General features: G+C 71.2%; 10 protein-coding genes. 3 read left to right on the forward strand and 7 right to left on the reverse strand.

Annotated features, from left to right (window positions below; genetic code table 11):
* Positions 1 to 46: 46 nt before the first annotated feature.
* From AB0M82_RS20135 to AB0M82_RS20155, 5 genes are all read right to left on the reverse strand, one after another.
* The gene (locus AB0M82_RS20135) at positions 47 to 1,516 is read right to left on the reverse strand and encodes a polysaccharide biosynthesis tyrosine autokinase (protein ID WP_364723726.1); all 1,470 of its coding nucleotides are present in this window, start codon (positions 1,514 to 1,516) and stop codon (positions 47 to 49) included.
* Positions 1,517 to 1,786: 270 nt separating this feature from the next.
* Positions 1,787 to 2,422 (reverse strand): NeuD/PglB/VioB family sugar acetyltransferase, encoded by a 636-nt coding sequence (locus AB0M82_RS20140; protein WP_364723729.1) that lies wholly within the window; start codon positions 2,420 to 2,422, stop codon positions 1,787 to 1,789.
* Between the two features lie 107 nt (positions 2,423 to 2,529).
* Complete coding sequence (locus AB0M82_RS20145; protein WP_364723732.1) at positions 2,530 to 3,798, reverse strand: vanadium-dependent haloperoxidase; 1,269 nt, start codon at positions 3,796 to 3,798, stop codon at positions 2,530 to 2,532.
* 192 nt (positions 3,799 to 3,990) lie between these two features.
* Positions 3,991 to 6,315: a beta-L-arabinofuranosidase domain-containing protein gene (locus AB0M82_RS20150; RefSeq protein WP_364723735.1), complete on the reverse strand. Its 2,325-nt coding sequence runs from the start codon at positions 6,313 to 6,315 to the stop codon at positions 3,991 to 3,993.
* 229 nt (positions 6,316 to 6,544) lie between these two features.
* On the reverse strand, positions 6,545 to 7,465 hold the full coding sequence (locus AB0M82_RS20155) for an NADP-dependent oxidoreductase (protein ID WP_364723738.1): 921 nt from the start codon (positions 7,463 to 7,465) through the stop codon (positions 6,545 to 6,547).
* A gap of 106 nt (positions 7,466 to 7,571) precedes the next feature.
* Here AB0M82_RS20155 and AB0M82_RS20160 point away from each other — a divergent pair, with 106 nt between their 5' ends.
* Positions 7,572 to 8,522 (forward strand): AraC family transcriptional regulator, encoded by a 951-nt coding sequence (locus AB0M82_RS20160; RefSeq protein WP_364723741.1) that lies wholly within the window; start codon positions 7,572 to 7,574, stop codon positions 8,520 to 8,522.
* A 78-nt stretch (positions 8,523 to 8,600) separates the two neighbouring features.
* Positions 8,601 to 10,163, forward strand: coding sequence for a serine protease (locus tag AB0M82_RS20165; protein WP_364723743.1), 1,563 nt, complete (start codon positions 8,601 to 8,603; stop codon positions 10,161 to 10,163).
* Positions 10,164 to 10,284: 121 nt separating this feature from the next.
* Here AB0M82_RS20165 and AB0M82_RS20170 read toward each other — a convergent pair whose 3' ends face one another.
* On the reverse strand, positions 10,285 to 11,238 hold the full coding sequence (locus AB0M82_RS20170) for an AraC family transcriptional regulator (RefSeq protein WP_364723746.1): 954 nt from the start codon (positions 11,236 to 11,238) through the stop codon (positions 10,285 to 10,287).
* Positions 11,239 to 11,331: 93 nt separating this feature from the next.
* On the opposite strand from AB0M82_RS20170, the gene AB0M82_RS20175 reads away from it, so the two are divergent.
* The gene (locus AB0M82_RS20175; RefSeq protein ID WP_364723749.1) at positions 11,332 to 12,252 is read left to right on the forward strand and encodes an NADP-dependent oxidoreductase; all 921 of its coding nucleotides are present in this window, start codon (positions 11,332 to 11,334) and stop codon (positions 12,250 to 12,252) included.
* Positions 12,253 to 12,274: 22 nt separating this feature from the next.
* Here the strand turns inward: AB0M82_RS20175 and AB0M82_RS20180 are convergent, their stop codons facing one another.
* A complete protein-coding gene (locus tag AB0M82_RS20180; protein ID WP_364723752.1) occupies positions 12,275 to 12,775 on the reverse strand; it encodes a MarR family transcriptional regulator in 501 nt (166 codons plus the stop codon).
* Between the last annotated feature and the right edge of the window lie 53 nt (positions 12,776 to 12,828).

The raw sequence follows: 12,828 nt of genomic DNA on the forward strand, positions 1-12,828 counted from the left end.
ACCTCCATTCCACGATCAGACATGTCCGCCGGTTGCCGCGGCCGGGTCAGCTCGTCGTGCCGTTGCCGTTGCTCCTGCGCGCGCGCTCCGGAGGCGGGAAGCGGCCGAACACCGCCGGGACCCGGCCGGCCGGGGCACTGTGGTCTTCGTCGGTTCCCTTCTCCCCGTAATAGCGGGAGTAGTACGGCTCGTAACGGTTCACCGCGCCTTCCGGCACCATCGTGAAGGCGGTGCCGAGCAGTCGTACGGACGCTGTCTCCAGCGCGGCCATGGCGGTCTTGACCTGGTGTGTGGTGGTCTTCCCGTATCGCACCACGAGAAGGACGCCGTCGGCCGCGGCGCCGAGAACCGCCGCGTCGGTGACCGGCAGCAGTGGTGGGGTGTCGAGCAGCACCGTGTCGTACCGTTCGCGTAGCTCGGCCATCAGATTCAGCATCTGCCGGGAGCCGAGCAGCTCGCTCGGGTTGGGCGGGGTCGGTCCGCTGGCCAGCACGGCGAACAACGACCCGCCCCACGGCTGGAGCGCCTGGTCGAGCGAGACCTGCCCGGCCAGCACGCTGGTCACCCCCACCCCACCCTCGAGCCCCAGGTAGTCCACCGCCCGCGGCCGGCGCAGATCGGTCTCGACGAGCACGACCCGCCGGTCGGCCTGGCTGAGCACGATCGCCAGGTTGCACAGGACCGTCGTCTTGCCTTCCTCGGCAAGGGCGCTGGTGACGACGATCGTCTTGTTCGGACGGTCGACATCGATGAACTGGAGACTGGTCCGGATCTTCCGGAACGCCTCGGCGCGCGGCGCGTGCGGACTTTCGTGCGCGGTCAGCGGATGACCCGGCATGTCCGGATCACGAGTGATCGTGCCGAGATTCGGCGCCCCGGTCAGCTGGGCCAGCTGGTCGGTGGACTTGATCGTGGTGTCCAGCGCGTCCCACAGCAGCGCGAAGGCCGCGCCGGCCACCAAGCCGAGCAGCAGGCCGAGGCTGAGGTTCGTCACGGTCCTCGGCGTGACCGGATCGGTCGGCACCGTGGCCTGTTCGACGACCCGCGCGGTCACCGTCGCGGGGAGATTTTCGGCCGGCTGTTCCAGTTCCGTGACGAGGCCGGTGAAGACCTCGCCTGCCGCGTCGGCGATGTTCCTGGCCTGCACCGGGGAACCATCCGTCACGGTCACGGTGAGCAGAACCGTCTCCGGCTGCGCGGAAGCCTGGACCTTGCTCGCGACCTCCGCGGCCGGGATGTCCAGCCGCAACCGGTCGACGACTCGCTGCGCGACGAGAGTCCCCGCCAGCAGCCGGGTGTACGACTTCACCTTCTGCTCGGAGAGCAGACTGCCCTGGTATGCGTCGGCTGCGCCATTGTCACCCGATTGGGCGGAGACGTAGATGGTGACCTGAGCCGAGTACTCCCGCGGGGTGAGCCAGGTGACGACGATGGCGACGAAAAGACCGCACAGCAAGCCGAGCAAAACGACTCGCCATCTTTTACGTGCGATCTCTAAACCATCGTGCAGGCCCATTTTTGCCCTCCAGCCAGTCCACCTTGTCCTGTCAGACGGCTGGGACTGGGCCGCACAGAGGCGACCGTACTCGCATTCGGACCCGTCAATGGATCGGTTCACCGGAACGTGGACGCCCCGTTGGCTGGACTACTCAAAGTAGTCTTATCGGCTTTCTGCGGGTCGGTGATGTTTGGTCAGCCGAAGACGGTTCTGGAGTTCACTCTTTCTGATGTCGACAGCGTGACAACGATGCGAAGTGTCACCACATTCAGGTCCGAATCCCGGTGCTCACGAACGGACATGGGGGCGCGCCGGCACACCGACCAGTACCCGGTCGGCGGGGTGATGCGTGGTCACCACCGCGCCCGCGCCGACGAGCGTCCGGGCGCCGACCTCGAGCCCTGGTAACACGCATGAGTTGCTGCCGAGGGTGACCCCGGTACGCAGCACGACGTTGCCGGCCACGTTCGCTCCGGGCAGGACGGTGACGAACGCCTCCAGCACGCTGTCATGCCCGACGGTCGCGTTGTAGTGCACCTGAGTGTGCGGGGCGAGCCGGACGTTGGTGGACACGAACGCGTTGGCGAGGACCAGGCAACCGTCGGGCACCGTGACGTCGTGCGCCAGGGTCGCGCGCGGATGGACGACGGAGGTCGGCAGGAGGCCACGGCGCAGCACCCGTCCGGCCACCGCCCGCCGCACCGTGGGATCGCCGATCGCGACCACGAAGTGACCGACGCCGATCACCTCTTCCGGCCTGCGCACCGGCACCCCGTAGAGCTCGGCGGCGGGCGGATGGTCGTCGACCAGCACGAGCTCACTGGCATCCAGGCCCAGCGCGAAGAGCGCGTCCAGGGTCTCCCTGCCCAACCCGCCGGCGCCGACGACGTGCATGGGAGCTGTGGACCCGGTCTTGCGGGGCATGTCATCCACACTTCACCGCCGTCTACTGTGGAAGGATCGGCTTCGGCCACCAGGATGACACACGGTGGCGGGCCTGACCCGTATTGCCGGACAGCGAGGCGATTTGTCTACAATGGACAAGCTCCGTGGTGGGTGGGTCCGGTTCGCTTCAGCAGCCGGGTGGCGAGCACTTCGGTCGCGACGCCGCGGCCGATGGCCAGACCCGCCTGGTCGCTGAATTCGAAATGCTGTCCGCCGAACACCCGCGACCGGCCTGCCTCGGCGGCGGCCGCGGAGAAGCTCGGGTAGGTGCGCGCCTGGCCGCCCGGTGCGGTATCCGTGGTGTGCGTGAAGCGAATGTCGTCCGCGCAGAAGAACCCGGCCAGCACGGCAGCCGCCGCGCCGCTGTAGGAGCTGTGTCCGGACGGGTACTCCGGTGTTCCGCCTGCGCCGCCGGCCCGCGGGGCCCAGTCCGGGTTCGGCCGCGTCGACGGGTTCCCGTCGGTTTCCGCCTCGCGGATCGCCGTGGTGGGACGCCAATGACGGTAGGTGAACTTGGTGCCGACGGTGGGGACCGTGGTGTCGGCCAGCGTCATCGTCAGCAAGGCCATGAGGCGCGCCGAGGCGGGCAACGGCAGGTCATGAGCCACCGTCAACGCGATCTTCACCCACTCGCCGGCGGGCTGGGCGGTGCCGGCCGGCACGGACCAGAACTGGAAGGTGGCGAGCTTGTCGGGGGCGGGTATCCCGGCGTCGCCGAGCAACGCGACTTCGGCGAAAGCGGCGGCATAGTCCAGGCTGTCCAAAGCAGGTGGCGGACCCGGTAGGTACCCAGCGGGGTTGGTGACGGCGAACGGGCGAACGTCGCGGTACTGCGCGCCGGGCCACTCGGCCCGGAACACACCGGGGCCTGCGCCGGCGGGCTGGCTTCGCACCGGAGTCGAGCCGTCGCCGGCGCGGGAGGCCACCACACGTCGGGCGACCTCACGTCCCCAGCGCACCCCGGCGTCACGCTGACGGCCGGGACGCAGGCCGGCCAGGTCGGCCTGCAGTTGCGTGTCGTAACCGGCGGTCCGGTCGGGGTCCAGCCGGACAAGGACGGCGTGCGCCGCGGCGACAGCCGCGGCACGGGGATCGGCGCCGCGCGGGCCGGGGCCGGGTATCAGCGCGTGGGCGCGTGCCGGGCCGGCGAGTCCGTTGACCGCGTCGTACACGGCGACGTTGAGCATCGCGTAGGTGCGGGCGGCGTCGGCGTCAGTGGCGCGGGTGGCGCGTGCCGCGGCCAAGGCGAACTCGTTCCACACTCGCACGCTGTCCAACCGTGGCTCGGCGGCCGCGGGGGCGCTCAACGCGGCTCCAGCCAAACTGAGCACCAGGGCCAGGACAATCTTCTTCACGGCCTCGCCTCCCGAGTCGCCCAAAGAAGCTCGCGGTCTCGACGGTCCTATCGTGTCGTGATTTCCGCGGCCCTGCGACGGCCACTCGAGGGTGACCTGGCCGGCGGTTCCGCCACTCCCTCACGGCAGGTCCGACATGGCCATGGTCATCGCGATGTCCGTCGGCGACGGGCGCGATCCCGCGCTCGAAGATCAGCCGTTGCGCACGATCCGCCATCGGGTGGCGGCCGCGCCGTTGTCGGGGCCCTGCACGGCGAACGCGCCGGCGGTGGTCGAGTTGTTCTCGATGGTCAGCAGCTTGCCGCTGTTGACGTTGCGGATCTTGGCCGTGCCGTCGCCCTGGTCGACGACGGTCCACCGGTGGTCGGCCGTGCCGTTGTCCGACCACTGCAGGACGCGGGCGTTGTCCGCGGTCGACATGTCCTGGACGCCGAGCACCTTGCCGCTGTTGGCGTTGCGGAACCGGACGGCGGTCCCGTCCGTGATGACCTGCCAGTTGTGGTCCGCGGTGCCGTTGTCCGACCACTGCAGCGCGCGGCCGCCGTCGGCGGTGGACATGTTCTCGACGCCCAGCACCAGCCCGCTGCCCACGTTGACCAGCCGGCTCGTCGTCCCGCCGGAGCCCCCGGTGTTCCAGTAGACCGTGTAGTTGAACCCCTGCGCGTCGTAGAACGGCACCAGGTTGACCGAAGAGCCGTTGGCCTTGGCGCTGAAGGCGAGCGCGGTGCTACTGGTCCGCGTGACCGAGTTCGCGTCGAGGGACGGCAGCCCGCCGGGCGAGCTGGTGCCGTAGTTGCCGGCCAGGACCACCGGGCCGTAGGTGACCGCGGCGACGTTCGCGTTGTCGTTGGCCGGCCGCAGGGCGACCTTCATGGGCAGCTGGACGGTGACCGTGTCGCCGGAGGCCCACGCCCGGGTCAGGGTGGCGTAGGTGCCGGGGGTGGCGGTGACGTTCTGCGCGACGCCGTTGACGCTGATGGTCGCTCCGCTCGCCCAGCCCGGGATGCGGAGGCGCATGGCCCAGGTCCCGCTCACACTCCCGGTGACCGTCAGCGTGGTGGTGTCACCGGCGGGATAGGACGTCGTCTGGGTGACGGTGATGCCGCGCTGGGTCCAGGTGAGCACCGAAGGCAGGAACAGGTTCACGATCAGCGTCGTGTCGCTGTAGAAGTAGATCGAGTCCGCCAGTTTCGTCTGGGTTTCCAGCCCGCTGCCCTGGCAGCACCAGAACGAGTTGTAGTCGGTGCTCCAGGTGCCGCCACCCCACGCCGGGCCGAGACCGCGCCGGCCGCCCGGGTTGAGCGAGCTGAAGTAGGTGATGTGCCCGTGGTTGTCGGCCGGGTTCTGCTGGCCGATCATCTGGTTGAGCAGCGCCCGCTCGTAGTAGTCGGCCAGGTCGGCGCGGTCCGGGTAGAGCGTGAACAGTTCCCTGGTCAGCTTGAGCATGTTGTAGGTGTTGCAGCTCTCGCACGTGTCCTGGTTGAGGTACCCGGCGATGGCGTTGGGCGCGCGGAAGTGCTCGGCCTGGCTGTTGCCGCCGATGGCGTAGGTGTGCGCGCCGACAGTGATGTTCCACGCGTTGGTGGCGATGTCGCGGTAGCGCGTGGTGCCGGTCGCCTTGTACTCCCGCGCGGCACCGATCCACTTGGGAATCTGGGTGTTGGCGTGCAGCCCGTTGAGCTGGTCCCGCCCCGCCGCCAGCGGGTCGAACACGGCGGCGTGGTCGAACCGTTGCGCGACGGTCAGCCATCGTGCGTCGCCGGTGTACTGGTAGAGGTCGGTCAGCACCGCGTTCATGCCGCCGAACTCGGTGCCCAGCACGGATTGCTGCTGCGCGTAGCTGAGCCGGGCGGTGCGCCGGTCGACCCACCCGGCCAGGTTCAGCAACACGTCACGGGCCTGCGTGCTGGCGATGTACCGCCAGACGTCGAGCAGGCCGGCCAGCGTCTTGTGGATGCAGTAGTACGGCACGTTGCCGTTCGTCAGGCGCCCGGCCTCGAGGTTGTCGAAGTCCGACTCGGGGAAGCCGGACAGGTACCCGGCGGTGAACCCGGCGGCGCCGTTGTTGGCCTGGCACTTGGCCAGTTCGGCGACCATGGAGGTGGCCTTGTCCCGGCAGGTCGTGTCTCCGGTGACCGCCCACAGCTGCGCCCACGCCGTCAGGAAGTGCCCCTGCACGTGGCTCCGGAACGGGAAGTTCGGCGCGTCCCAGCCGCCGTTGGTGGCGGCGCCGTTGGTGGACAGCCGGTGGTTGGCCCGGAAGTTGTAGAGCAGCCGGCCGACATCGACGAAGCGCAGGTAGTTCTGCGTCCGGTTCTGGTTGTCCAGCCACCGGCTCGCGGTCAGCCGCACTTGGCCGAGCTCGAACGGGAACGCGGAGACCCCGATCTCGGACCGGACCGGTCCGGTGGCGGCGCCGGCGGCGGGCGCCCACCCGAAGGCGGATCCGGCCGCGGAAGCGAGGGCACCGGCGCCGGCGGCTTGCAGCAACCGCCGCCGGGTGAAGGATGAGGTCACCGGGTTCTCCGTTCGTCCAGCATGCAGAACCGAGCGGGACGTTAGCGCTAACATCCAGAGTTGTCACGCACTCCGCGACCGGCCTACACCATACGGACCAACCGGAGGCTGAAAGTTACACCGGCGGCGCATCGAGGGACCAGCCCGAACTTCGCCCCGGGTATCCACAGTGGACGGACGAGCCGGTGCGCGGTCCGGCACCGCTGCCGGACCGCCCCGCTCCCGACGGCTACGGGATGAGCACGATCTTGCCGCGTGCGTGCCGGCGCATCAGATCGCGATACGCGGTGCGAACCTCGGCCAGCGGGTAGCTCGCCGCGATCGGGACGTCGAGGTCGCCCGCCGCGACCAGCTTGGCGAGTTCGGCCAGCACCTCGGCGTTCGCGGAGCCGGCCATGCCCTCGCTCTTGACGCCGGTGCGGGCCGCGCCCGCGAAGTCGATGATCGTGTTGATCCGGTCCTTGGCGACGCCGAGCTCGAGGGCCAGCCCGAGGTAGCCGTCGCCGAAGTTGTCGACGAACGCGTCGACGCCCGCCGGCGCGGCCGCGCGGATCCGGTCGAGCACGCCGTCGCCGTAGGTCACCGGGACCACGCCGTGGTCGCGCAGCCAGGCGTGGTTGGCCGGGCTCGCCAGCCCGATGACGGTGGCGCCCGCGCGGCGAAGCAGTTGCACGGTCAGCGAACCCACCCCGCCCGCCGCCCCGGCGACGACGACCGTGTCACCCGGACCGGCCCCGACGGCCCGCACGTTCGCGTACGCGGTGGTCCCCGCGACGAACAGCGCGCCCCCGGCCTCCCACGGCACGGCCGCGTCGCGCGCCACGAGCTGACCGGCCGGGACGGCGACCAGCTCCGCGTGGCTGGCGCGGGTGTCCACCCAGCCGATCACCTCGTCGCCGACCGACCAGGTCCGCACCGCGGAGCCGATCTCCGTCACGACGCCGGCGAGATCGCTGCCCTGCCCGGACGGGAACGTCGCGGGCCAGCGTTCGTGCAGCGCGCCGGTCCTGATCATGTTCTCACCGGGGTTGATCCCGGCGGCCCGTACGCGCACCAGCACCTCACCGGCCGCGGGCCGCGGCCGGGGCACGTCCCGCACCTCCAGCACGTCGATGTCGCCGTACTCGTCGAACCGCACTGCCTGGGGCATGCCGCCCCTCCTTCCGGACTCCTTGTTCTGAACTCCAGCAAACCCGATCCGGAAGGGCATGATCCATGCTGGATTCACGCGAAAAAATATGCGATCGTCTCATCGCGTGGACGTACTGACCGATCTCCTGCAGCGCTCGCGTGCGCGCGGCGCCGCGTTCTCGCACTCGACGGCGCGAGGCCCGTGGGGAATCCGGTTCCCCACCGGCGGCAAGCTCGCGATCCACGGCATCCTCGGCGGCGAGGCGTTCGCGTGGACCGACGACCCCGGCCGCTCCCGCCACGTGCTCACCGGCGACGTCGTCCTGGTCCGCGGGCCGGTCAAGCAGTTCATGGCCCACACGCCGGGCGCCGACGTGGTGCCGTTCGCCTACCCCCGCTCCGCCCGCCCGGGCCTCGGCGCGCGCCGATTCGAGTTCGGCGCCGAGTCGGGCGATCCCACCACGTTCTTCTGCGGCGCGTACACCTTCGAGGGCGAACTCTGCGCGGGGCTGCTGGCCGGGCTGCCGGACCTGACCGTGGTCCGCCCGTGCGCCGGGTCGAGCCTGCGCGCGGCCCTCGACATGTTCGCCGCCGAGATCCTCCGCGACGCGCCGGGACAGCAGGCCCTCCTGGACAGCCTGCTCGACGTCGTCCTGGTGCAGGTGCTGCGGGAGCAGCTCGCCACCGACCTGGGGGCCGCTCCGGCGTGGTTCCGCGCGATGGACGACCCGGCGGTCGGGGCGGCGCTGCGCGCCGTGCACGCGGCCCCGGCACGCGCCTGGACGGTCGCCGATCTGGCCCGCGAGGCCGCCCTTTCGCGCGCGACGTTCGCGCGCCGGTTCACCGCGCTGCTCGGCGTGGCCCCGCTGACCTACGTCGCCGACTGGCGGATGGCGCTGGCCCGCGAGCAGCTGCGCGACGGCGACGCCGGCCTGGCCGCGGTGGCGCGCTCGCTGGGGTACGCGTCGGAGTTCTCCTTCGCCGCCGCTTTCAAACGCCACCACGGCATGGCGCCCGGCCGGTGGCGGACCTCCGCCGGGACGGCGGCTCCGTCGCCACGGACCGGCGTGCGGTAACCACGCGTTCGCACGTTGTCGCAGAGCTGTGACACGGTGATCGCGTGCCGCGGACATCGGCTGAGCAGGGTGGGCCGCATGCGAAGTCGATCTCTGCTGTCCGGTGTCGTCCTCGGGTTGGCCGCGCTCCTCGTCGCCGCTCCGGCGCAGGCGATCCTGGGTGGAACCGAATCCCGGCGGGCCTACTCGTTCATGGGTTCGTTCCAGCCCTCGTTCCCCCGGCCGCCGCGCCCGGACGGTCACGGGTGCGGGGTGGAAGTCCTGGCGCCGCAATGGGTGCTGACCGCCGGCCACTGCGCCGGCAAGAACCCGACCGGCGCGCGGGTGGGCGTCCCGCGTGGCTGGAAGGTCCGGGTCGGGTCGCTCGACACGACGTCCGGCGGCGAGGTCGCCGAGGTCGATCACTACTACCGGCTGGCGACGAACAGCGACGAGGGCGGGTTCTGGGGCAAGGACGTCGCGCTGCTGCACCTGCGGACCCCGGTGAAGGTGCGGCCGCTGCGGATCGCGTCGGCCACGCCGTCGGACAACGCGCCGGTCCGCATCCTGGGCTGGGGCATGAGCTGCGAGGACGTCAACGATCCGGCGTGCTTCCCGACGCGGCTGCGGGACGCCGACACCGTCGTGCAGCCGATCGCGGTGTGCCCCGTGGCCGCGCCCGGGGAGCTGTGCGTCGGCAGCCGCGACGGCAGCGTCGCCGCGGGCAACATGGACTCCGGCGGCCCGGCCCTCGTCCGCGACGGCGACGGCTGGGCGTTGGCCGGTGTGGTCAGCGGCCCCGCCGGAGACAAGGCGCCGACGCTGTACACCGACGTCACCCGCCACGCTGCCTGGATCAACGGCATCATCAGCGGCGCCCACGTGCCGCCCGATGACGTGATCCCGGATGTCGAGGGCGCGGTGGAGCTGAACGGCTGCGTCGGCTCGGTGGTCCGCGCGCCCGCGTCTCGTCCGCAGGACCCGGCGCTGCTGCTGACGAACGGGCACTGCGTCCAAGACGAGCGGCCGGCGCCGGGAGCCGCGCTGGTGGACCGGCCTGCCGACTTCGCGGCACCGATCGCGGACCACCAGGGCTACCCGCGCATGACGCCCCGCGCGAACCGCCTGCTGTACGCGACGATGACCGGCACCGACATCGCGTTGTACCGCCTGGACAAGACTTACGCGCAACTGCGGTCGGCCAAGGTCTTCCGGCTGACGTCGTCGCCCGTGCGCGCGGGGGACGCGTTGACGATGGCGTACACGAGCACCCGGCTGCACTGCACCGCCGAGGCGGTGGTGCCGCACCTGCGTGAGGGCGGATACCAGCAGGACGACGCGATCCGCTACGCGACCAGCCCGGACTGCGCGCCCTGGCACGGGACGTCCGGGTCGGCGCTGCTGGCCGCGGACGGCGTGACGGTGGTAGGCGTCCACAACACCCACAACGACACGGGCGAGCAGTGCACGGCCGACAACCCGTGCGAAGTGGGCACGGACGGTTCGGTGACTTCGGTCAAGGGGCGAGGCTACGGGCAGCAGGTCGCGGGGATCGCGGCCTGCGTGGTCCAGGGGTCGAAGCTGGACCTGTCCCGCCCAGACTGCGCCCTGACGGCGGCAATCGACGGCGCGGATGCTCCGGCAGCGACGGGCCGCGCGTGAAGATCTGCCGAAAGCCAGACGCGCCGCCGTCGAGCAGCCTGGCGGGTATGAAGAAAGATTCGCGAGGTTGTGGCCGCGGCGATGCTCGCGCTGTAGCCGGCCGCAGACCACGCGGCACAGCTCAGCGTTCCCTGGAGGCCTCGGCTACCGCGGACCTGTCCGTCGGTCGCCGGTATCTGCCCGGTGGGGTTTCGTACTGTCGTTTGAACGCTACGGCGAAAGCGAATTCCGAGTGGTAGCCGACCGCGTCCGCGATGACGTTGAGCGGCGCGTCGGACTCGCGCAGCAGCCGGGCCGCGGTGGTCATCCGCCACCACGTCAGGTAGCGCATCGGCGGTTGGCCGACCAGTTCGGTGAATCGCTTGGCGAACGGCGCCCTGGACAGGCCGGCGTGCCCGGCCAGTGACGCGACGGTCCACGGGTGTGCCGGTTCCTGGTGGACGGCGTGCAAGGCCGCCGCGATGGCCGGGTCGCGCAACGCCGCCGCCCAGCCGGTGCCCGGCCTCGTTTCGTCGAACCACGCGCGCAGGGCGTAGAGCAGCAGCATGTCCAGAAGCGCGGGAATGGCGGCGTCCGTGCCGAGCCTCGGCCGCGTCAGTTCGGCACCGAGCATGTCCACCGCGGCCCTCAGCTCGGTGTGGCCGTCCGTGTGGGCATCGAGGTGGACGATCTCGGGCAGGTCCCGCAGCAGGGGGTGGTGGCCTTCGGGGGCGAGTTCGTAGGCGCCGCACAGCGTCACCGTGGACGCCCCCGCGGGATCGGCGATCACGACGGGACGGCGGTGCCGGAAGTCCGCGGCCGTGGGGTCGCACGCCTGGGCAGCCGGTGGGGTGGCCGGGCTGTCGGCCAGCACGTGCCCGCGTCCGTGCGGCAGGAGCACGACGTCCCCCGCGCCGAGCCGGACCGGTGCGGCGCCGGCCGGGACGAGGACACAGCTGCCCCGCACCACCACCCGGAACCCGACGGCCCCGGGCACGGGCGCGAACTCCTGCGCCCACGCGCCGTGCCACGCCACCAGGGCCGACCTCGGCCGGCCGGCACGCAGGACCGACAGCACGTCGCTCAGCACGTCCACGACGGCGACCCTACGCGCGGAAAGACGATCGCGAATGAATTGAGCGGCTTTCACGCATGGTTCGTCTCGATCGGGAACCCTACGGTCGAGATCATGAAAGCCGCACGGATTCATCAGCACGGCGACGCGAGCGTCATCCGGATCGACGAGATCGCCCGGCCGGTGCCCGGGATGGGCCAGGTCCTCATCGAGGTCGCCGCGACCTCGTTCAACCCGACCGAAGTGGCGTTGCGCAACGGCGCGTTACGCGACCTGGTGCCGACACACCTCCCGCTCACGCTGGGCTGGGACGCCGCGGGCACGATCGTCGAACTCGGCGAGGGCGTGCACACGCACGCGGTCGGCGACCGGGTGATCGGCTGGATCGACGGCGCGGCCGCGGAGTTCGCCGTGGCCGACGCCGCGTCGATGGTCGCCGCGCCCGCCGCCGTTCCCCTCGCCGACGCGGCCGCCCTGCCCCTCGCCGGGTTGACGGCGTGGCAGGCGATCGAGCGCGCCCGGCTCGTCGCGGGCGAGCGAGTCCTGATCAACGGCGCGGGCGGCGGCATCGGCGGCTTCGCCGTCCAGCTCGCCCACCGCGCCCGGGCCCGCGTGATCGCCACCGCCAGTCCGCGCAGCCGGCACGCGGTCCGGCGCCACGGCGCCGACCAGCTGATCGACTACACCGCCACCGCCCTCGGCGACGCGCTCGACGGTCCGGTCGATGTCGTCCTGAACCTCGTCGGCCTCGGCCGGGAACAGGCCGACGCGTTGGCTTCGCTCGTCCGTCCCGGAGGTCGCGTCGTCTCGGTCACCAACGAAATCGAGGCGCCGCCCGGCAGCGGCATGACCACCGCGAAGGTCGTAGCCCGCAACGATCCCGCCCAGCTCGCCGCACTGGTGGCGCTGGCCGACAGCGGCGCGATCACCATCGAGCCCACCGAACACCACCCGCTCGGCGAACTCGCGGTGCTCCACCGCAGAGCCGAGACCGGCGACATCCACGGCAAGATCATCGTTCTCCCGGCGGCGTGAGTCCGCTCGGCCGATCGAGTCCTCACCCCTTCGTGCGGCGGCGGGGCGCCGCCGAGCGAGGCGGTGTCGAGCGCATGTGGTCGCGCACCGGCGCCAGCAGGCCGGCGAGAGTCGCGACGTCCGCGCGTGAGAGCGGTTCGAACAGCAGGCCGCTGACCACCTCGACGTGCCCGGGCAGCACCCGCGCGAGCAGCGCGCGCCCGGCGTCGGTGATGGTGACCGTGATGCTCCGCTCGTCGTCCGGGGAGGGGGCGCGCACCACCAGGCCCGCCTTCTCGAGCAGGCCGGCCTGGTAGGTCAGGCCGCTGCGGCTGTAGACGACGCCGTCGGCCAGGTCGGTCATGCGGTGACTGCCCGTCGGCGAGTCGCCGAGCCGGGCCAGCAGCTGGAACTGCACGTAGCTGAGGTCACCGGCCTCGCGCAGCTGCCGCTCGACCGCGTGCCGGAGCAGGCTGGTCACCTCGATGAGGTCGAAGTAGGCACCGAGCTGCACGGGGTCGAGCGACGGCGGTGAATCAGACATCACCGAAGCTTACTGCTTTGAATTCGAAGGGGTCCGCGAAGCGGACACCCCGC

Source organism: Amycolatopsis sp. NPDC051128 (assembly GCF_040682715.1).
Taxonomy (GTDB): Bacteria; Actinomycetota; Actinomycetes; order Mycobacteriales; family Pseudonocardiaceae; genus Amycolatopsis.